Raw genomic sequence first — 19,652 nt, 5'->3', positions numbered from 1 at the left:
TGAAGGACTGGCGACGTGTTGCTACCCGATACGACAGGTGCCACAAGGTCTTCCTCTCCGCCGTCGCTCTCGCTGCAACTGTCATGTTCTGGCTATGAAGCAAGAACGAGTCCTGACCCTAAGAGCATAACTCAAGATGACAGAGTACTACTTCTTGCTGAGTATCAACCGCTTCGGGAAGAGGTTAATCGAACCGTTGATAGAATGACAGCGAATGAACTCGCCTGCTCTGCGTTTGTGTTCTCGATCATACTATTTCAGTTCTCGACTGACAACGTAACGCCGATACCAGACTGGGTCGTTATTCCGTTTGGCGCATCTTTGGCGATGATTGTTGCGTTCGTGGGGCACGAACGTTCCAATGTGTTCAGGCGCCACATGGACCAAGTTGACGATTATTTGGCCGACCTGGAGCGGGAACTGAGCGACCAGTTTGGTTGGACCAATCACTATCGAGACAACATACTGCCGTCTGATGCAAGACAGACCGGTTCGCGCCGAGTGCTCTGGCACTTACTGAGGTTCGTGGCGCTGGCAAATTTCGTTCTCCAGAGTGGTGCGCTTCTCTATTCGAGCCCGGTGGCATAGCCTTTAGAACTTTCAGGAAGCCTTCTCACGTTGATAGTTGACTGCTGTGCGGAATGCAGTTGCAGCATTCAACCACGCGGCCCAATGGCAGCTAAGGGCCGTCTGGGGCCTATGCCATCCGAGGGGTGCTGTCAGAGGAACTTGGCTTGAGAGGGCTAGTGCGCCCAGCTAGCCTCGCCCTATGACCAAACGCTCCCCATTCCGGTACTTCAAGACGAGCCCCGAGATCATCCGCTTGGCGGTGATGCTCTACGTCCGTTTCCCGTTGTCGCTCAGGAACGTCGAGGATCTGCTGCACGAACGTGGTATCGAGGTAAGCCACGAGACTGTGCGGTTCTGGTGGAACAGGTTCGGCCCGATGTTCGCCGCCGAGATCAGGGGCCGACGGGTGGAGGCCATGCGCGCCCATCGCCACTGGCAGTGGCACCTGGACGAAGTCTACGTGAAGATCAACGGCGTGACGCACTACCTCTGGCGGGCTGTCGATCATGAGGGCGAGGTGTTGGAAAGCATCGTCACCAAGACCCGAGATCGCAAGGCAGCGCTGAAATTCTTGAAGAAATCGATGAAGCGGCATGGCCGACCGGAGACGATCGTGACGGATCGGCTTCGATCCTATGGCGCTGCCCTGAAGGACCTCGGTCGCGGCGATGACCGCGAGATGGGGCGATGGCTCAACAACAGGGCCGAAAACTCGCACTTGCCGTTCCGACGACGCGAGCGGGCGATGTTGCGGTTCCGGCGCATGCGAAGTTTGCAGAAGTTTGTCTCAGTTCATGCCTCGGTCCACAACCACTTTCCGACGGAGCGACACCTCCAAGACCGCAACACCTACAAGCAGACCCGCGCCGCCGCTCTTGCCGAGTGGCGCGGCCTTCTAGCTGCCTGACTAGAAGCTGGGCTGGGGTAACGGAGACTGGTTCGCATTCGTCTGACAGCACCCCGGTGGCCGCTGGTCAGTCGCGTAGCGCTTCCTTCTTCGAGACCCTGACCAGCACGCTCCTCGGGTTCGTGCTCTCGGTGGCGGTGCAGCGGCTTCTGTTCCCCGCAATGGGTCACGACTTCGGCTATGCCGAGAACCTGGTCGTGGCCTCGGTCTTCACGGCTATCTCGATCCTGCGGGGCTACACCGTGCGGCGGGTGTTCAATGCGCTCAGGGATCAGCTGCCATGAGCGGTCCGCCGAAGAAGCCCACGGCCTGGCGCCGGGCGGAAGGCAACCGCGGCAAGCGGGCCTGGAACCATGCCGAGCCGAAGCCGCCAGAGGGCACACCGGACTGTCCGGATCATCTGAGCGAGGAGGCCAGGGCCGAGTGGCACCGGCTCGTGGATACCCTTGTTGGTATGGGTGTCATCACCATCGTCGATCGTGCAGTGCTCGCGGCCTATTGCCAGGCTTATGGGCGCTGGGTTGAGGCGGAGCGGAAGCTTCAGGAGACGCCCGTCCTCTTCAAGACACCTTCGGGCTACGTGCAGCAATCACCCTGGCTCAACATCGCCAACCGGCAGATGGAGTTGATGGGTCGCTACATGGCCGAGATCGGGCTGACGCCCGCTTCCCGGTCCCGGATCGCCACGATCAGCGCACCTGGACCGAACGAGCCCATCACCATCCACCGGATCATCCTGGAAGCCGCAAACCCATCGGGCAAGGCGCGCGAGCATTCCGAGCTCATGCCAGACGGCACGATGATCATAAGTGCTGCGGACGCCAACCTGTGATGGTTGGCGTCCGGATGAGTTCGTCAGAGCCTGGATCAGATCGCAGGCTTGACGATCCGATAGACGCGCCCGCGGCCCTCGACCTTCTCCGAGGAGAGCGTCCGGCCGAGCTTCTTGGTGATGGATCCCGCGAGGGCCCCTCGCACGGTGTGCTGCTGCCAGCTCGTCGCGGCCATGATCTCGGCGATGGTGGCGCCAGCTTCGCTTTCGAGCAGGTCAACCACTTGAGCGAGCTTGCTGCCGGGCCGCGGCGTGCGCGCAGCGGTGTCGGTGGAGGTGGGCGCGTCTGATGCCTCGACGGGTTCGGTTGCGGTATCTTCCTTGGTCTTCGCGGTACGTGCCATTGTGGCCTCCTTGTCCGGGCCAGCGGCATGCCGGCCCTTCTATGAGGCCAAGGCCCGCGTGGGGCGGGCTGAGGGGCTCTGCAGGCCGTCCAAGGACCAGCGGGTGGGATCAGCCCTTGCCGGTGGCGAAGTTCGCGATCTCCTGCAGGCGCTCCCGGATGTGGTTCGCGCTTCCGACGTGGCCCCAGCTGATCTCGTCCGGGCTGGTGTGGAAGTGGTCGGCGCTCAAGGAGGCCAAATCGGCGAGGAGCCGGTCGATCTCGGCCTTCGCAGCCAGAAAGGCGTCGAGGGCTTTGTCATTCGTCGCTGCGGTCTTCCGGGCCATCGTTCGATCCTCCGGGCTGGTGAGTTGCCGTGTGATCAGCTTCGCTCTACTCGGGACACCTATCAACTCGATAGATCATTGTTCCTGCTACTATTTTGGACCTCTCGCGCCACTTCGCGCTACGACCTTCGCGCCTCTCGGTGTACGTAACTGCGCAACGAACGTTAGGCAGGTGTGTACAGGGGGCGGAGATGGCGGGATTGCAGCGGCTGGTGGCCTACGAGCGGGTCTCGACGGCCCGGCAGGGGGCGAGTGGGCTCGGGCTTGAAGCTCAGCGCAAGGTGATTGAGGACTTCGCAGTCTCACGTGGCGCCGAGGTTCTGGCGCGGTTTACCGAGGTTGAGAGCGGGCGCAAGGCCGACCGCCCGGAACTGGCCAAGGTGCTCCATCTGGCGAAAGTTACCGGCGCGACCCTGGTGATCGCAAAGCTGGACAGGCTCAGCCGGAATGCGGCGTTCTTGCTCGCCCTGCGCGACAGCGGCGTGCGGTTCGTGGCTGTGGACATGCCAGAGGCCAACGATCTGACAGTCGGGATCATGGCGCTTGTAGCTCAGGCTGAGCGCGAGGCAATCTCGCGGCGGACCAAGGAGGCGCTCGCGGTGGCCAAGGCGCGTGGAGTAAAGCTTGGGAACCCGAACGGTGCCGAGAGCCTGCGGCGGGCTGGGAAAGGCGGGGCGGCGCTCAGGGCAGCGGTGTCAGCCAATGCGGCAGCGTTTGCGGCAGATTTGGCGCCTGTACTAGCGGACATCCGGGCGGAGGGGCATACGTCGCTGAGGGCGATTGCCGCGGAACTTACAGGGCGAGGGATCAGGACGCGGCGCGGTGGGGTGTGGGGCGTGGGGAATGTGAGGGGGCTGCTCCTTCGCCACTAGCGACGCCAAGCGGTGTCCATTGCGTCACTCATGGCGTCACGAGTGGTCTTTCGACGCGCACTGTTCACCATGGGGCCCAGGGAGGAGCCCAACCAAGTGTTGCACCGCGGATTTTGAACCTTCACGTCCTTGTGTACCCAAAGCCCTATTCTATATCGTTCACTAGCTTTCATAAGGAGTGCAGGTGTTTCAGGTTCTTTTGAGTGGCCCCTTCCAGGCGTTTGCGCTGGCCCTAGGCCTCTTGGTTGGATTGCTTGCGATTGAGCTGATCGCTCTGCTGCTTGGGGCAAGCATATTGTCCGATGGGGGTCCTGACGGGGTCGACGCAGTTGATGCGACCTTTGACCTACCGTCCGGTGTCGAGCCTGACATTCCAACATTGATCGCTGCCAGCGAGGCAGTGCCTGTCCACACCGCCCCGCCAGAGACAAATGGAGGAGCGCTGGCGATTTTTGGCTTAGGACGCGTGCCTTTCGCCATCTGGTTGGCCGCAGTTCTTACCGGTTTTGGGGTCTCGGGGATCGCTATCCAATCCGTCGCAATCACGATCGTGGGTGCGCCGTTGCCTGCCGCCGCTGCGGTCATTCCTGCCGCAGGTATCGGTCTTGCCTTTGCGCGTGGGTTTGGACATGTCCTATCCAAGGTTCTGCCGAAGGTGGAGACGACAGCCACCAGCGCGCAGTTCATGGGGGGGCTACGCGGAGTAGTTACGCAGGGGACGGCCAGTCAGGGCGTTCCGGCAGAGGTTCGCGTGCGCGACCGTCACGGAAACACGCATCATATCAGATGCGAGCCAATCCGCAGCGAGGACGTGGTGCCGGAAGGCACGGAAGTCCTGCTGCTTCGCCAGCGAACATCGAGCGGCTGGAGCCTGAAGGTCCTCCCGCTTTCGTCGTAATTGTCTGCATCCCTTAATTCGGAAGGCTGAACCATGACCCTTGAGACTTTCGCCATCCTGATAGGCGCAATTCTTGCATTCTTCCTGTTGGTCGGTCTGATCCTAGCCCGCTTGTACAAACGCGCCACCCGGGAAGTCAGCTTGGTGAAGACCGGCGCCGGGGGCAAACGCGTCATCATGGACGGTGGTGCGATTGTCATTCCGCTGCTGCATGAAATCAGCCCGGTGAATATGAAGACGCTTCGTCTGGAGGTGAAGCGGGTCGGGGAAGCGGCTTTGATCACCAAAGACAGGATGCGCGTCGATGTGGGGTCGGAATTCTACGTCTCTGTCCAAGGAACTGAGGACGGCATCTCTCGTGCGGCACAAACGCTAGGCGCCAAGACCTTCAACGTGGATCAGTTGCGCGAAATGATTGAAGGGAAGCTCATCGACGGCCTCCGTGCCGTGGCTGCGCGAATGACCATGGATGAATTGCACGAAAACCGAACCAGCTTTGTGCAGGAGGTGCAGAACGCCGTCTCGAATGACCTCCTGAAAAACGGGCTGGAGCTTGAAAGCGTGTCACTCACTGCGCTTGATCAGACCCCGTTCGATGCGCTGGATGAGAACAACGCCTTCAACGCGGTCGGTATGCGCAAACTAGCCGAGGTAATTGCGAAGTCGAAAAAGGAGCGTGCCGCGATTGATGCGGAAGCGGATGTTTCTGTTCGGCGCTCGGTCATGGAGGCAGAGAAGCTCAAACTGCAGATCGCCCGCGACGAAGAGATGGAGCGCATCGCGCGCGTCCAAGAAATCGAGTTGCTCAAGGCCGCTCAGGACAGCGAAATCGCCCGATCAAGAGAGACCGCCGAGTCTGAGAAGGAACGTGCGCGCATTCTACGTGAGCAAGAGATCAAGGCCGCGGAGATCATGCGTGCCCGTGCCATCGAGGAAGCGCAGATCACCAAAGAGCGGGAGATTGAAGTCGCTAACCAAGACCGCCAGGTCGCGATCGCCCTGAAATCGGAAGAGGAAAGCCGGGCGCGAGCATCGGCTGACACTGCTCGCGCCGAAGCCATGAAGGCGGCCGAGGCAATCGAGACGGCGCGGACAGTGGCCATCGCCGAACGGACCAAGCAGATTGCCCTGATCGAGGCAACGCAGGACGCCGAGCGTGAAGCGACGCGGATTCGCCTGTCAGCCAGCGCCGAGCGCGCCGCCGCCGAAGACCGTGCCGCAGCCCGCAGAGAAGAAGCACAGGGCGAAGCTGATGCGATTAAGATCCAAGCCGAGGCAAAGAAGGCTGACCTCCTGGCCGAGGCCGAAGGACGGTCCGCGCTTGCCCAGTCCGAAAATGCTTTGTCCGAAGAGATTGTCGCAATGCGGGTTTCGCTTGCGCGGCTTGAGGCCATGCCAAGGATCATCGCCGAAATGGTCAAGCCAGCCGAGAAGATCGAGTCCATCCGTATCAATCAGATCAGCGGCCTGGGTGCTGCCTCGTCGCCAATGGGTGGGGATGGCCCGAAGTCACCCGTCAACCAAGCCTTCGACGCCATGTTAGGTGCTGCGTTGCAGCTCCCGACCATGAAGAAGCTTGGCGAAGAAATCGGCCTGAACTTTGACACTGGCATCGGCGGCTTGTTGGATGAGGTACCCGAGAAAGTCGGTCCCAAGGACACCTAATTGCAAGCGCGACTGATGTTTACAATAGTCGCCTAGCCAGATCGATGAGCTTCTACACTGATCGAACGGTGCGCAAGCGCGCACCGTTCGATCCTGTTGCTATGGCGGAGGCGAATGACCTGACCGTCGGGATCATGGCGCTGGTCGCGCAAGCCGAGCGCTAGGCAATCTCGCGGAGGACCAAGGAGGCCCTGGCAGTCGCCAAGGCACGCGGAGTAAAGCTGGGGAACCCGAACGGTGCCGAGAGCTTGCGACGGGCTGGGAAGGGCGGAGCGGCGCTTAGGGCGGCGGTATCGGCCAATGCTGCAGCCTTTGCGGCCGACCTGGCGCCGGTGCTCGCAGACATCCGGTCTGAGGGGCACACCTCGCTGCGGGCAATCGCGGCCGAACTGACTGCGCGCGGGATCAGGACGCGGCGTGGAGGGAAGTTCGGCGTGGAGAAGGTGAAGCAACCAGCGTGCCGATCAAGCAAAGCTGTTCAAGAGAAAAGCTTGCTCAGCACAGCCACTCAGAAAGCTTGACGTTTCTCTTGATGTGCTCTCGTGCCAGTTCGTACAGAGGAGAAACGCACTCTGGACGGTCGAGGCTTCGTAGCGTCCTAAGGCTGACCTCTGTTGCGTCATGCCCAAGGCGACGCAGGTCATCGGCTTCAAGCGACATGTCCAGCCTTAGGAACGTGAAGAGCGGTTCGTCTGCAAGGGTATCGTTTGCCAAAGTGCCTACTTCGCTGTCAATCCAACTTGGGTTGGGAGATTTGCCCATCCACTCCATCATGGTCAAGCTGAGCAAATCACCATCTGCACTAACCCCAAGAAGAGAGCGAATGGCATGAAGGAAGGCACTTGTGTTTCGAGCCTTTTCAAGCGGAATACGTTCGCGCCTGCGTCCAGTTCCCAGGGAAAGAATGAAAAGGTTTTCGGCGCCAAGTGGCCAATTCAGTCCAAATTTCCTGATGCGAGCCAAGCGCAGCAAAGCAAGGCTAGGATCGTTGTAGACGCTGAGACCGCCATCCACAAAAACTCCTGGCGGTTCACCCTTGACGATCTCCAGTTCCTGATGACTGAACAGAGTAGGAGCTGCCGAAGCTGCACGCAGAAGGCGCGCAACCTCAAAATGGCGGTTGCCGATCCAACGGCCATCAGGATCATCATCAAAGTAGGGCGATCCCGGGATGTTCGACAGGATCCAGGGTGCTCCGGTGTCCAGTCGCTTGGTGACGATCGCAAGATTGGTGCGAAAGGCCGGGTCACCAAGTGTGAGATTGCCAACGTCCTTCCGCAATTCTCGTTCTAGGCCTTCGCAATCAAAGACAGGTGCCAGCCCGTATCGCCACCACTTCCTTTCGGAGAAGAAAGTGACGGCACGATCGAGATAGAAATCGCGGATGACAGATATCGGTTTCCCGAGAGATAAGGCCGCGGCGATGAGAGCCCCTGTCGAAGTACCTCCGACCAGGTCAAACCAATCACATATCTGGCCAGCACCATACCGTCGGGAATACTCTGCCTCGATCTCTTCTAGGAATGCCACTTCAATGATTCCTCGAAGGCCTCCTCCCGACAGAGCGAGAATCCGACGAGGCCTGCTCATGATCAATTCACTCACGATTGTCGGCCAACTGCGCCGCCAGCTGACTGCATAGAAGATACCTGCCTTCTGCCCATCACCAGGTCGCAGGGAAGGAATGGAGGCACTTCAGCCGAGTTCCTGGGTCTGGTGCTTTCCGGAAGGCCCGGCAAATGGTCCGACCCATAAGCAACTGAATCGTCATTCATCACTCGAACCGATTTGACCCCTTGACACTTGTCACGCGACCGAGCCCAGACGCCAGAGGGAAACGGACAGAAGCGATGCAGGCTTGACATCCGCAGAGGATATACGACCGGGTCGTCCTGGCAATCGGGTTTCACATGCTGCTCTGATCCCGGGGTCAACCCATATCTGCGGCAGAAATCAGCATGGTATCCGTTGATCTTCGTGCTGGGCTGGAAATGGGCAAGCTCGATCGCTAACCTGGCCCGGCACGGACGAGCCCATGCAGCTGACAGTGTGCTACGATCGAAAGGACCATTGACATGCGCGAACTGCGACTGGGTATGTCATCCGCCGTCGGTGCCTATGCCCACAGAGGCTGGCTGGATCACGATTTCCCGCTGGTTCCAGGCCCGGTAGCGGCACAGGCCCTGCGGCGAGACGATCACGTCTGCCAGTTCTGTGGCTTTCAATCCCGGAAGTTCCAGGGCTGGTACGGCGACGAAGGGGCCGGCGCAGATGGCTTGGCAACAACGTGCCTGTTCTGCCTGCAGGTGCTTCAGGTCGACCTGGCTCTGGATTGGCAGTCGGCAGTTCTGGTCTGGTTGCCGGAACTGGACCAAGCGGCGCTGAACCGCGCGATGCCCGAACTTTACGTCAACCGGATTTCGATCCGAGATAGCGTCAGCCGGCGGGCGCGAGATCTGCTGTCCCGAATGCGCGCCCGTGGCGCGGCAGCGAAGGCGCGCTTCGGTCTCGACGACCCCGGCGATCTCGTGCGACGCCTGCTTCAGGGCGCAAGCGCTGATGCAGACATCGACGCAATGGTCGCAGACGGCCTACGCCTCTTGCCGCTGGGTCGGCGCCTGATCCGGCATGACGGGCTTGAGTTCAATCACTTTCCGCAAGCTCTCGCCTTCTGGCGCTCTGGCGATGGGCCGTTTGCCCCGGGCCAGACGCGCAGCTTCGAGAACCTGCAACTTGACCTCCTGATGGTCTGATCAGGCTAGGGGAGCATCCATCTTTGCTGGCAGGTTGGTGGCAATTGGCTCATCGTTCCGCATCCGGACCATGCCACCCGGCTCGACAGCGAACTCCGCGGTAAAGAGAGCGTTGCTGTAATAGATCACCGTGCTGCAAAGGTAGTTTCCGTCACTGTCATGCCCTTCAAGATTCGCCGGACGCGCAGCATTGGTCAGGACAGCTTGCGCCTTCTCGTCCGAAAAGACGGGCAGCATCGGGTCCCGGCCATCTTCAATGACATAAAACGGCCCCTCTTCCCCGCGGACGAAGAAGCAGAAGAACCGCAGATAATCCAGGACCGAGCCTTCAGTCAGCCGGATCGGAACCCTCGTGTTGATCTCGTGAATCGGCGGTGAGGTTCCCGCCAGTCTGAAGAGCGAACCCTCGTGGACAAGGTAGAACAGGCGCGTCTTTCTTGCGTCGAGTTCGGCCGAGCGGATGCTGACAAGGGTGGTATCGGCATAGAACGACAAGGCCCGGGTCTGGACCGTGGCCGTGTCCATGCCCAGCGGCCACTTCCCGTCCACCGGGGATATCTGGTCCAGGAACGACCGCTTTTCGGCATCCGCCATGCTCTGCCAGGTTGCGCTGTCGTTGGGCTTTGCGAATTCCGGGAAAAGGCCGGTTGCCCCGGGACCGACTGGACCGGTAACGGGAGCGACGGGTGGCCGCGCGGTCTTTGGCGGTTTGGCCGAGGCATCGGTGCGGGTCGTGGCAGGCGGCATCGATGCAGTGGGCTGGGTCATTGGCGGCAGAGGCAGAAGGTTCCCGGCTTTGCGCAGCGCCTCTTCCAGACCGGCATGACGCGCATCCATCCGGCCGAGAGCTTCGGCCTGCCGAACCTGAGCAAGGTAAAGGACGGCAATCGTGCGACCCGTTTTGGGATCCTGCTGGCGGGTGTCGGCTCCGGCTGTGATCAGTCGCCCGGCAACGGCGTAGGACCGGTAGATCATCGCGGTAACAAGGGGCGTGCGCCCTTGCGGAGGCGCGCGGTCCGGTGCCAGCGCGCAACTGTCGAGCAGCCAGTCGACCGTCTCGAAGGATCCGGTCTGTGCTGCAAGCGTCAGCGCCGAATGACTGTTATCGGCGGTAAGTGCTGCGACTTTCGCCCCGCGCAAGGCCAGAAGTCTCGCCGAAGCTAATGCGCCGACTTCGGCAGTCCGGTGAAATGGGGTGAATCCGTGGGCATCTGGCTGATCCAATGGCTCGGCACCCCAGTCAAGGATACACTTAACCGCGGCCTCGGACCCCGACCGCCCGGCAAGATGAAGCGTGGAGGGGCTTGCGCTGCTGGTCCAGCCCCCCGGAAGGACGGCCCTGTGCAGCAGATAGCTTAGCGCAACAGCATCGCCCCGGCGCGCGGCATAATGGATCGGGCTCAGCCCGACATCGTCACGCAGCGTGGGGTCGGCCCCTGCCTCCAGCAAAATGCGCACCAGGTTCGACTGTCCTTCAAGCGCCGCGAAATGCAGCGCGGTTCGCCCAAGCGGCCCCTTGGCATCGGCTGCTGCCTTTCGGTTCCTCGCAGTATGCAAGGCGAAACGCATGAGACGCGCGTTCCCCGTTCCAGCGGCCTGCTGCACCACGTTCAGGGCAAGCTCCCGCCCCCGAACCGATCGCTGATAGGTTGCGCCCTCGCCGATCCGGGGACTGGCCAGAAGCACCCGCGCGGTCGTCCATTGCTCTGCCTCAACCGCCTTCTGCAGCGCCCCATGACCACGCACATCCCGCAGCGCCGCATCGCAGCGCCCAGTATCAAGGAGCATCCGGACGATTTCGGCCTGGCCCCGTTCGGCGGCAAGATGCAGCGCCGTCGCGCCCGATCCGGTGACTGCATTGGGGTCCGAAAACTGCAACAGGACTGGCAGAAGCCCAGCCTGGCCTGCGATTATGGCTACATGCAAGGGGGTCAGGTCGAAATGCCCTTGGTCCTGGTGCGGAGCGGTTGTCGCGCGAGCAGCGATGCGCTTGACGATGTCCTCGACCGAGCCCTTGAAATCGTCCACCGCCCGAAGGTCGACCGCCTGCCTGCGGTTCCGCAGCGCAAGGACCAGCGCGGCCGCAGCCTCGGCTTGCCCGGCCCTTGCCGCAAGGTGCAAAGCGGTAAAGCCGTTGCGCAGCGTCAAGGCGGGATCCAGGCCTTGCTCCAGCAGTACCGAGATAGCCTCCGTCGCGCCAAGTTCCGCGGCGGCGTGCAGCGGGCTGTATCCAAAGTCACGCGGAGTACCATGATACTCGCATCGCTCAGGTCGGGCGCCAAGTCCGACAAGTTCACGTACGACTTCAGCTTTGTCAGCAATTGCGGCGCGCATCAGTGGCGTCCGCCCGTCATCGTCGCTGACGTCCGGGTCGCGCCCCAACTCCTTTACAAGGTAATGCAGCGTTTCGAGGTGTCCACCCGCCGCGGCAAGATGCATGGGAGTAGTCGCGGCCGGAGCCCCGCTGCCAGACAGATCGACCCCAGCCTCGACCAGCCGGCGGCAGGCCCTGGTCGCGCCCATCGTGGCTGCAGCATGAATGGGCCGCCAGCCATTCACGTCGGCCGAATCCGGTTGCGCCCCATAACTCAGGAGCAGGTCCATCATCGGCAGGTCGTTATGAAAGGCTGGCACGAACAGCGCCGTGCGCTTGTCCAGACGAGGAATGTCGACCACGCCCGGGTCCTGCTCCAGGAATCTTTTCGCGATGTCGATCTTCTGGTAGTAGACCGCCAACAGAAACAGCGTCGGCTTTCGCACGCTTTTCTCGACCGTCTCGCGTGGGACACCTAGGCGCGACAGGCATTCGAGCGCGAAATCCCGCAGCAGCGCGCGCTGGTGCGGGTCGCTTCCGGGGCGCGCTTCGGTCAAGAGCTCATAATGCGATGCCAGCATCCGGAACGCGGCCTTGCGCAGATGTTCCGGCAATTGGTCGACAAGGCCTGGCGCTTGTCCGGCGGCAACCCATTCTTCGGCATAGTTCTGCAAAGCCGGAAGCGCACGCAAGAGCGGACGCTCTTCCTCAAGCCAAGTACGGGCTTCGGCCCAGTTGGAAATCACTGCCTCGTGGACAAGGCGAATTCTATCGCCGTCGTCAGGCACGATGAGCCGCCGCGCCTTCATCGCCTCGGCAAGGGTCCGCACCGTTCCGGGACCTGGCCAGTCAGCTGCGGGCAGGCTGAATGGCTGCTCGGAACTTCCTGCCCACGAGACCAGTCGCCGCAACAGAGTCGGCACTTCCAGGTTCTCCCAGGCCGGACCAGCCTTGTCCCTGGCCTCTGCCACCGCTTCATCAGCTAGGATTGATATCGCATTCCTGACGTCAAAGAAGTTGTGGGGTACGGACTTGTCGTCGATCCGATAGGCTTGGCAGAGAGCCACGCTCAGGCGGGCCCGCATAGGTTCGTTCGTCGCACGCGTACTGAGTTCGAAGTCGTCCTTGTATCCCTCGGTCTCTGCCGGCGGCGGCCCCGCCACACCCGCGTCTGCACGGCCAAAGTTGCGTACGTTCTCGATCTCGCGCTTGGCGACTTCGCGGTAAAGTCGGTCCAGCGTCAGGCCGATCAGCGGCAAGAGGCTGGCGGGGCTCACCTTCTGGACGCCCGTGTTCCGCCCGAACGCCTCGACTTCGGCGACGAGGGTTTCGATCACGTCGTCATCCAGCACCAGATCCCGCACATATGTGAATGGCCTGCGAAGGATGGCGACGAGATCGGCCCCGGTCGGCAGGCTCAGCTCGGGTGAGGCCATCTTCGTTGCAGCGTAGATCCGGGCAAGGTCGGAATGTCGCTGCAATGCCACGGCGCGATCTTCGCGCATTGTGGCAATCAAGAGCACATCGGGATGTTCGGCAAGCCGAAGTAAGAGCGTGATTAGGTCAGCCCAGCATTGCTTCCTGACTTGGTCCGCCAGCAGGTCGACCGCCTCTTCGAACTGGTCGAGGCCGATCACAAGCCGACGACCGGGTTGGCCGGGAACTGAATCAGCCGCCAGGGCCGCCGTCAGGATGTCGCGCGCGCAGTCGACCTCTTGGTCAGTGGTCGCGCCATCTCGATCGGCAGCCGCTTGTTCCAGTTGTGACAGCGCATCCTTCCAGCGCTGCTCCGCCACGACGGGATCGGACGCGAGCTCGGCAAGGCAACTGCGCAGGAACACGGCAATCGGAGAGTGGGGCGGTTGATCAAGCGCGCTTGTACGGACCACCAGCTTGACCGGAGGCGTGGCATAGGCGCCCCGCGCCCGGATATTCCCGACAAGGCCTGCGCGCAGAAAGGACGACTTGCCCGCACCGCTTGGCCCTCGGACCCAGTAGATGCGCGGCTGGTCCGTACGGCTCCACAGCGAGTCGATCCGTTCCAAAGCCGCCTTGATTGCCGTTTCCCGCCCGAAGAAGACGGCCTCGTCGCCGATATCAAAGACGCCCAGACCCTTGAAGACGTCGTCCGGATCCACCCGGTCGACCGCCCCTAGCACCGCGTCGAAGAAACGGTTCATGTGCCCTTCGGCCTGGCCCACGTCCTCGACGGTCTTCGTGACCAGGCCAAGGACTTCGTCGAGATAGCGCTTGAAGTTGCGCAGTTTCGCCAGATGCAGATCCACGATGTCGAGCCGCCGGTTCATCTCCTTCCGGTCTTTGCTGCGGAGCTCGTCGTTGATTCTGTCGCGCAAGGCCCGATTGCCCCAGCTGCCCTCGGACGGATCGGTCTTGTCAGCGATGTCAGGCGGACCGACGAACAGGATCAGCAGGTGGGGCGCCTGTGTCCCTTCGGCCTTGGCGGCAGCAAGTGCGGCAAGCACTTCGAAGGTGCTGCCAGTAAGGGGAAACCCGCCGTGCTGTTCGGCCCCATCGACCCAGGGATGCACCAGTCGAAACGGCTGTCCACTGTCGCCGGCGTTCAGCTCCTGAAGCGGTGTCATGTCCCAGTCGACGGGCAGCGGCCGACCGATCCATTCGCCGAAGATTGCGATCGTGCCCGCGCAGAGCGGGTCCCGGGGCGAGGGAATCTGTGCCTGAGCCGGGAGCCTGTCGTCGAACGGGTCTTCATCCGTGGCCCGCTCCCAGGCGTACAGATGCACCGCGTCATCCTGCGGGTGGTCAGCCAGGCGCAGACCGTGCAGGCGCTGTGCGACGTCGCGATAAATGCCTACATCCCAAGGCGAACTCAGGATGATCGCGCGGCGTTCAAAGGGCGGATAAAGTGTCTGCATCGTGCCAAATAGAGCGCAATCCTCACCGCTTCATCAAATGCTTTTTTGCTGGTCCGTGCACAAGACGACTAGCGTTTCAGCCGCTTCAGTAAGTCAGCCGCATTTGTCGGCGCGGGGGTGTCGGCAGCGCCCGGCAGGACACTGCGATGGAACGTGCGTGTGACGATGCTGCCCGGCCCGACGACCGGTCGGCTGCGATCATGAAAGGGGTTCGGATCAAATGACCCGGAAAAGGCCGGATCGGTCAGGTAGTTCGGAAGACGGGCGACCACCGGGATATCACCCGACAGTTGCAGCAGCATTTCATCGGCCTCAAGCTCAAGAAGCTGCTCGGGCGTGGCAAAGCCGACGATCTCGGCCATGGCACGCGCAGCCAGCAGGGTGTTCGCCCCGAAACACTGCACCGTCCGGCAATTGTTGACCATCGTCTGCCAGTCATTTGGGTACAGGTTGGTCAACTGGCTAGGGTCTTGCCAGAAGGTCCAGGTCTGCAGCCCGTAGCCGCGCATCAGAGTCACGGCCGATCGGAGAAGATCGAACGGGCCCAGCTGGGCCACTTCGTCAAGGATGAACAGGGTAGACTGCGCCGGGCGGCTGTGCCGGCTCGAGATCAGCGTCATCAGCACGTGCACCCAAAGCCGCAGCAACCTCCCGTGACTGACAAGCATGTGCGGCGGCAGTACCAGGTATATCGACAGGGGATCGCCGCGCAGTACGGCATTCATGTCAAAGCTGGTCCGGATAAGCGACGCCTCCACCGCCCCGGCACGCACCACAGAGACTATGCTTTGCGAAAAGCTGAGAATCCCGCCCAGGGTCGTCACCGCACCCATGCGCAGCATCGATCCGATGCGCCGCGCCTCGGCATTCCGCGAGCGTTCGAGCGCGTAAAGGACAGTGTCGGTGTCCGAGCCCTGCTCGCCGCGCTCGGCAATCCGGGCATAGGTACCGATCTCGCCCATAGCGCGCGCAACCAGACGGCTTACGGTGCCGAGATGACGGTCGGCAGTCGGCAAATCCGCCAGGACATGCAGCACGATGCCCAGGACCATCGTCATTCCACGTTCGCGCCAGTAGTCGCCGTCGGTGCTGTTGCGTCCGAGTGTCGCCGGGCTCAGCGCCTCTACCAGCGCCATGGCGGCGTCGATTGCCCGCGGCCCGTCGATGTCGATCAGATCCAGCGGGTTCAGCGTCGCCGCCTCTGCGCCAGTCACCCCCATCGGATCAATGATCGCCACCTCCTGGCCCATTTCGCGTCGCCTACGCGCGGTGATCGCAGCATTCTCTCCCTTGGGGTCGATCACGATGACCGGACCGGGATAGCGCAGAAGCGTCGGAACGATGCACCCGGTGCCCTTGCCTGCGCCGGTCGGGGCGACCGTCATCAGGTGACCGTCTCCCTCCATCAGAATTGGATCGACCAGTTCCGGCGTGGCGATCGTCTCGTCCTTGCCGAAGCCAAACCCGACGGGGCGACGGCGATGCTCGGTTTCAAGCGACCACGCGACCAGGATTCCAGGCGAATCAACTGTCGGGGGCAACTTGCGCTCGGTGCCGACCATCATCTCGCCGAGGCGCGTCGCTTGCGTCATGATGTCTCTCCGTTGTTCGCATGGGAATGCTCTGCGAGGTGCAGGAGGTAACCTGTGACCCGCTCAGGCCGCAGAACAAGTCCCGAGGCGACTTCGGTGTCGTCAACCATCCGTATCATTCCGCCAGGCTCCATCCGCAGGGTCGCCTGGAAGATCACGTTGGAATAGAGAAGCCGGGTCGAAATCTCCCAGTTTCCCTCTGCCTCAGGGTCCGGAAGAATGCTTAGTGGCCCGGCCTCGCCCTGCATCCGCGCAAGGCTTTCGGCGTCCGGGTCGCGGTGCAGTGGGATTGCGTCGACGCCAAGCGGCTGGAACCGCCCTTCTTCGCCGCGCACCCAGTTCATGAAGAGCAGAAAATAATCGCTGCGCGCCTCAGGCGTCGAAAGGTCCACCGGAATGATTGCGTTCAGCCAATGGATAGGCTCGCTGCGGCCGGTCAGATAGGTGACCCCCTCTTGGTGCAAGATGAAGCTGACAAGGCCGATCCGTGGTACCAGTGCAAGCGCCTCGACCAGAAGCGCATCGCCATAGCAGCGCATCGACCGCATTCGTACCCGACAAAGCTCATGCGCGATCGGAACCGGATGGTCCAGTGCTCCAGTTACCGCGTGGCGCCCCGCGACATCCAGAATGTCGAGCGCCGTTGCCGCATCTGGCACTTGCCAGTCGCCGGGCACAAGGGGCGGCATAGGCCAGTCCGGTACAGGCCCGGCAAGCGCATTGGCTATCCGGTTGCGATGATCTTCGGACAAAGGTTTGGGATCGGTCATCGTGATGGCATCCCCTGCCCGCTAGAAGGTACAAATCGCGACGGGCCGAACAAGACGGTGACGGTTGATTTCGCCGGTGCCTCGGTCATGCGCTGACCTTCCAAGGTCCTTCCCGTAGGCAGGTCAGCACGAGGGCTATGTCATGGACTCTGTAGTCCTTGCCGCCAATCTCGAACCAGTCGTGCATGCCGTCGTGCCGCTTTTCGACTTCGTTCTTGCCCAGAAGCGGCCGATCCGTGGGCACAAAACCGTTGACCGCCCTCTCCACGGTCCATCTGTCATGCTCTAGGATCGCAAGGTCGCGCAGGATCAGAGCCTGGGCCAGATCAGCCTCTGTCGGGTTCATGCCGGGCTTGAACCAACTTGCCTTGGCTGGGCCACGGTCCATTCTTTCGAAATCAACTTTGGATGCGACGGAGAACATATGGGCGATCCGGTCCCTGTCTTCGTCATTTTGCCCATCAGTAAGGTTCAGGGCTTGCGAGAGGTCGTCCAGCTTCATTGAGTGGGTGCGCCAAAGCGATGCGTTCGCCCGTCGCTTGATTTCTGGCAGTTCATCCCAGGACTGAGCGGTCTTTGAAATACCGGTCTCAAGCCTTGTCTTATCGTAGACCGCGTGAAGTTCCCTGGCTTTGGCATCGGGGTCACGGTCGAAGATCGACGAGCCGCGCAGGGTGGCGACCATGCCGCCAAAGCCATTTAGCAGGTCAAGACTATCATCGGGACGCGTCGGCTCCATACGGATATAGTACGGTCGACTCGGCACTTGCCGTCTCTCCATGGCCGCGTGCAGTGCCAGTGCGACGCGCAGGTTGCGATCGTTGTCGCCGGTCGCCACCACCCAGCCCGAGACGTCGGCGCAGTCTCCCAGCCCAGCACAGGCGTCATCGCCTAGGAAGTGTAGCCGCTCGACATCCAGCGCCCGAAAATCCAGCTCTGCCCGAGCGCCAGGATAGAGTGCCTTTGTCCCAGGTTTCAGGACGAGCGCTGGCATCCGCCGCCGCAGACGGTCTTGCACGCAGGCAATGTTGTGGTCGATGATCGTGACCTTCGGCGGTCCTAGGCCAAGGCGGAAGCAATTTTGCAGTGCTTCTACGGTCACCGCCTCCCCAAGATTGCCGCAGCCGATTACCACGAGGTGCACACGCGCGGCCGCATTCCTGATCGCTACTTGGTCAAATCTAGCTCGCTGGATCAGTTGGCGCGCGGTCTCGTCGGCCAGCGAAAACCAGTGCGAGGAGTTCTTGCGTAGACCGAGAAAGTTCGTCTCCGTCGCCTCAGGCAGTTGCCAGCCTACTTCGGTCGAGGTGCTGATCACTCGGATATCTGCTTCCGGCGCCTGGGCGCATACGGCCTGCACCGCGTCGACGGCGCGCAGGTCGTCTTCCTCGGCCACAAAGACGCGAGTTGTCAGCGAAAGCCCGATCCGGTCCAGCAACGCGCTGTCCGATGGGTCGCCCTCGATTAGAAGCACATTGTCAGCCCTCGCCCGCGTCGCCATCGCCGTGGAAACTTCTGGCGCGATGGCAGTGACGAACAAATGAGCGCTGGGCGCGCGATCCAGCTCGCTGCCGATCGCCTGGCCAAGAGGACCATATCCAAGGATGAGGGCATGACTCCGGGTCCGGCGCCGCAAGGCAAGCGCCGCCCTGCTTCGGATTCCGCCGCCGAAGGTCAGAAACAAGGCCGAGGCAGCCGTCACAAGCGCGCCGGTCCGAGCAATGTGCTGCCAGACGTTGACCTCCTTCACGTTCTCGGGGTTCTCGAAGTTCATGAAGAACATCTGGGCAGACCTGTAGGCTGCATCGAACTGAGCACCTGGTTCACGTTCAAGCGCTTCCCAGAAGCCAAAGGTTCCCAGTGCCCAGCTTGCGCCGCCCACAATGTATATTCCGGATTTCTGCCATGCCTTCGAAAAACGACGCCAGGCTTGGAAGAACTTGTGGCCTCTGGCAGGCGCCACGGTGTGCGCCTTCATGCGTTGTCCTTTACTCGTCTCGGGAGCTTGGCCCCGCGATTTCCCGCGACAACTGACGGTACCAATGCATCGGACTGCCTCCACAGGCTCATCGAACTGCCAGACAAAGTTGTCTCCCTAGATGCCGCTCCGAATCGAAGTCCGCGCCATGAAGGCTTGCAAGAGCGTATCTTTGTTACAAGCCCCTATGTCCCGAGCTGGAGTGGATCACAGGCGAGAACGGGCAAGCCGCCAGCCCGCGCCAGCGACACCATTGCGCCAGTTCCGCCGGGACGACCGGGCGCGCCATCCCAAACCGCAAGCATCAAGCGCGGCCCGGTACGCTCCAGTGCATAGAACAACATGGATCGATTGCAGGCCTCGAAAGGATTGGGCCCTCGCGCAACCACAACCTGGCGCTGTTGGTCGGGCGTTGAGTCCCACAGGCGGCGAAACCGCGACTGCCATTCTCCCGGTGCCACCGAAGCGGCAAGGAAGTCACCGGGTGGCAGGGGCAAGATGATATGGTGCGCGAGGCCAAGGGAACGACATGCCTCGGCGAATAGGATGTCGCCTCCGTCCGCCAATCCCGAAACCGCCCGGTCGTCGTGCTCAAGCTGCGCGCCGATCCAGCTTGCGACCGCATCGATGCAATGCGGAGGAAACCTTGGCACTCGACGGTCGGGCGCATCGATCCGATGCCCGGAAAAGACGATCATCCTGCCCACAGTGGAACCTCTGAACTGGCCGGGCAAGGCTTTCCCAGCCATCTCCACAACTGGTAGCACTCGCCGTTCGTCGGGGGAAGTCGGGCGGCCCTTACCGCGGACGCACGCCTTAGGGTCAGGACTCGTTCTTGCTTCATAGCCAGAACATGACAGTTGCAGCGAGAGCGACGGCGGAGAGGAAGACCTTGTGGCACCTGTCGTATCGGGTAGCAACACGTCGCCAGTCCTTCA

At 61.7% G+C, this 19,652-nt stretch carries 16 protein-coding genes and 2 pseudogenes; 9 read left to right on the top strand and 9 right to left on the bottom strand.

Annotated features, from left to right (window positions below; all coding sequences use genetic code 11):
* The 5 genes and pseudogenes from AC2EAL_RS21570 to AC2EAL_RS21550 form a co-directional block, all read left to right on the top strand.
* Positions 1-98 (top strand): annotated as a pseudogene (locus tag AC2EAL_RS21570) (IS5/IS1182 family transposase); the annotation flags it as partial.
* Between the two features lie 106 nt (positions 99-204).
* Positions 205-588 carry a hypothetical protein gene (locus AC2EAL_RS21565; protein ID WP_484726301.1) on the top strand — a complete coding sequence of 128 codons (384 nt, stop codon included), beginning with the start codon at positions 205-207 and terminating at the stop codon, positions 586-588.
* Positions 589-769: 181 nt separating this feature from the next.
* A complete protein-coding gene (locus tag AC2EAL_RS21560; RefSeq protein ID WP_484726300.1) occupies positions 770-1,477 on the top strand; it encodes an IS6 family transposase in 708 nt (235 codons plus the stop codon).
* Between the two features lie 56 nt (positions 1,478-1,533).
* Positions 1,534-1,761 carry a DUF7220 family protein gene (locus AC2EAL_RS21555; protein WP_484726299.1) on the top strand — a complete coding sequence of 76 codons (228 nt, stop codon included), beginning with the start codon at positions 1,534-1,536 and terminating at the stop codon, positions 1,759-1,761.
* Entirely contained in the window at positions 1,758-2,309 is a 552-nt protein-coding gene (locus AC2EAL_RS21550; RefSeq protein ID WP_484726298.1) for a phage terminase small subunit P27 family, read from the top strand. Before AC2EAL_RS21555 ends, AC2EAL_RS21550 begins: the two co-directional genes overlap by 4 nt.
* A 35-nt stretch (positions 2,310-2,344) precedes the next feature.
* On the opposite strand, the gene AC2EAL_RS21545 is transcribed toward AC2EAL_RS21550, so the two are convergent.
* Positions 2,345-2,653, bottom strand: a complete 309-nt coding sequence (locus tag AC2EAL_RS21545; RefSeq protein WP_484726297.1) for a DUF3489 domain-containing protein — start codon at positions 2,651-2,653, stop codon at positions 2,345-2,347.
* Between the two features lie 109 nt (positions 2,654-2,762).
* Positions 2,763-2,978: a hypothetical protein gene (locus AC2EAL_RS21540; RefSeq protein WP_484726296.1), complete on the bottom strand. Its 216-nt coding sequence runs from the start codon at positions 2,976-2,978 to the stop codon at positions 2,763-2,765.
* Positions 2,979-3,169: 191 nt separating this feature from the next.
* On the opposite strand from AC2EAL_RS21540, the gene AC2EAL_RS21535 reads away from it, so the two are divergent.
* From AC2EAL_RS21535 to AC2EAL_RS21525, 3 genes are all read left to right on the top strand, one after another.
* Positions 3,170-3,850, top strand: a complete 681-nt coding sequence (locus AC2EAL_RS21535; RefSeq protein ID WP_484726295.1) for a recombinase family protein — start codon at positions 3,170-3,172, stop codon at positions 3,848-3,850.
* Positions 3,851-4,034: 184 nt separating this feature from the next.
* On the top strand, positions 4,035-4,748 hold the full coding sequence (locus AC2EAL_RS21530; protein WP_484726294.1) for an OB-fold-containig protein: 714 nt from the start codon (positions 4,035-4,037) through the stop codon (positions 4,746-4,748).
* A gap of 33 nt (positions 4,749-4,781) precedes the next feature.
* The gene (locus AC2EAL_RS21525; protein ID WP_484726293.1) at positions 4,782-6,413 is read left to right on the top strand and encodes a flotillin family protein; all 1,632 of its coding nucleotides are present in this window, start codon (positions 4,782-4,784) and stop codon (positions 6,411-6,413) included.
* Between the two features lie 495 nt (positions 6,414-6,908).
* Here AC2EAL_RS21525 and AC2EAL_RS21520 read toward each other — a convergent pair whose 3' ends face one another.
* Entirely contained in the window at positions 6,909-8,018 is a 1,110-nt protein-coding gene (locus AC2EAL_RS21520) for a patatin-like phospholipase family protein (protein ID WP_484726292.1), read from the bottom strand.
* 470 nt (positions 8,019-8,488) lie between these two features.
* Between AC2EAL_RS21520 and AC2EAL_RS21515 the strand changes: the two genes are divergently transcribed.
* Positions 8,489-9,166 carry a hypothetical protein gene (locus AC2EAL_RS21515; protein WP_484726291.1) on the top strand — a complete coding sequence of 226 codons (678 nt, stop codon included), beginning with the start codon at positions 8,489-8,491 and terminating at the stop codon, positions 9,164-9,166.
* Here the strand turns inward: AC2EAL_RS21515 and AC2EAL_RS21510 are convergent, their stop codons facing one another.
* The 6 genes and pseudogenes from AC2EAL_RS21510 to AC2EAL_RS21485 all read right to left on the bottom strand — a co-directional run.
* Entirely contained in the window at positions 9,167-14,374 is a 5,208-nt protein-coding gene (locus AC2EAL_RS21510; protein WP_484726290.1) for an ankyrin repeat domain-containing protein, read from the bottom strand.
* A 68-nt stretch (positions 14,375-14,442) separates the two neighbouring features.
* Positions 14,443-15,966, bottom strand: coding sequence for a type IV secretory system conjugative DNA transfer family protein (locus AC2EAL_RS21505; RefSeq protein WP_484726289.1), 1,524 nt, complete (start codon positions 15,964-15,966; stop codon positions 14,443-14,445).
* Positions 15,963-16,655 carry a hypothetical protein gene (locus AC2EAL_RS21500; protein WP_484726288.1) on the bottom strand — a complete coding sequence of 231 codons (693 nt, stop codon included), beginning with the start codon at positions 16,653-16,655 and terminating at the stop codon, positions 15,963-15,965. The genes AC2EAL_RS21505 and AC2EAL_RS21500 overlap by 4 nt, the downstream gene beginning before the upstream one ends.
* 166 nt (positions 16,656-16,821) lie before the next feature.
* Positions 16,822-18,714: an NAD-binding protein gene (locus AC2EAL_RS21495; RefSeq protein ID WP_484726287.1), complete on the bottom strand. Its 1,893-nt coding sequence runs from the start codon at positions 18,712-18,714 to the stop codon at positions 16,822-16,824.
* A 185-nt stretch (positions 18,715-18,899) separates the two neighbouring features.
* Positions 18,900-19,412, bottom strand: coding sequence for a hypothetical protein (locus tag AC2EAL_RS21490; protein WP_484726286.1), 513 nt, complete (start codon positions 19,410-19,412; stop codon positions 18,900-18,902).
* A gap of 142 nt (positions 19,413-19,554) precedes the next feature.
* Positions 19,555-19,652: pseudogene (locus tag AC2EAL_RS21485) on the bottom strand (IS5/IS1182 family transposase); the annotation flags it as partial.

The sequence above is a fragment of the Tabrizicola sp. T74 genome, from assembly GCF_057219935.1.
This window is presented reverse-complemented; position numbering and strand designations above follow the sequence as displayed.

Bases quoted from the DNA above. Each gene is read 5' to 3' on its own strand.
- AC2EAL_RS21565 (WP_484726301.1), top strand. From the start codon at position 205: ATGACAGCGAATGAACTCGCCTGCTCTGCGTTTGTGTTCTCGATCATA.
- AC2EAL_RS21560 (WP_484726300.1), top strand. From the start codon at position 770: ATGACCAAACGCTCCCCATTCCGGTACTTCAAGACGAGCCCCGAGATC.
- AC2EAL_RS21550 (WP_484726298.1), top strand. From the start codon at position 1,758: ATGAGCGGTCCGCCGAAGAAGCCCACGGCCTGGCGCCGGGCGGAAGGC.
- AC2EAL_RS21545 (WP_484726297.1), bottom strand. From the start codon at position 2,653: ATGGCACGTACCGCGAAGACCAAGGAAGATACCGCAACCGAACCCGTC.
- AC2EAL_RS21540 (WP_484726296.1), bottom strand. From the start codon at position 2,978: ATGGCCCGGAAGACCGCAGCGACGAATGACAAAGCCCTCGACGCCTTT.
- AC2EAL_RS21535 (WP_484726295.1), top strand. From the start codon at position 3,170: ATGGCGGGATTGCAGCGGCTGGTGGCCTACGAGCGGGTCTCGACGGCC.
- AC2EAL_RS21525 (WP_484726293.1), top strand. From the start codon at position 4,782: ATGACCCTTGAGACTTTCGCCATCCTGATAGGCGCAATTCTTGCATTC.
- AC2EAL_RS21515 (WP_484726291.1), top strand. From the start codon at position 8,489: ATGCGCGAACTGCGACTGGGTATGTCATCCGCCGTCGGTGCCTATGCC.
- AC2EAL_RS21510 (WP_484726290.1), bottom strand. From the start codon at position 14,374: ATGCAGACACTTTATCCGCCCTTTGAACGCCGCGCGATCATCCTGAGT.
- AC2EAL_RS21505 (WP_484726289.1), bottom strand. From the start codon at position 15,966: ATGACGCAAGCGACGCGCCTCGGCGAGATGATGGTCGGCACCGAGCGC.
- AC2EAL_RS21500 (WP_484726288.1), bottom strand. From the start codon at position 16,655: ATGCCGCCCCTTGTGCCCGGCGACTGGCAAGTGCCAGATGCGGCAACG.
- AC2EAL_RS21495 (WP_484726287.1), bottom strand. From the start codon at position 18,714: ATGAAGGCGCACACCGTGGCGCCTGCCAGAGGCCACAAGTTCTTCCAA.
- AC2EAL_RS21490 (WP_484726286.1), bottom strand. From the start codon at position 19,412: ATGATCGTCTTTTCCGGGCATCGGATCGATGCGCCCGACCGTCGAGTG.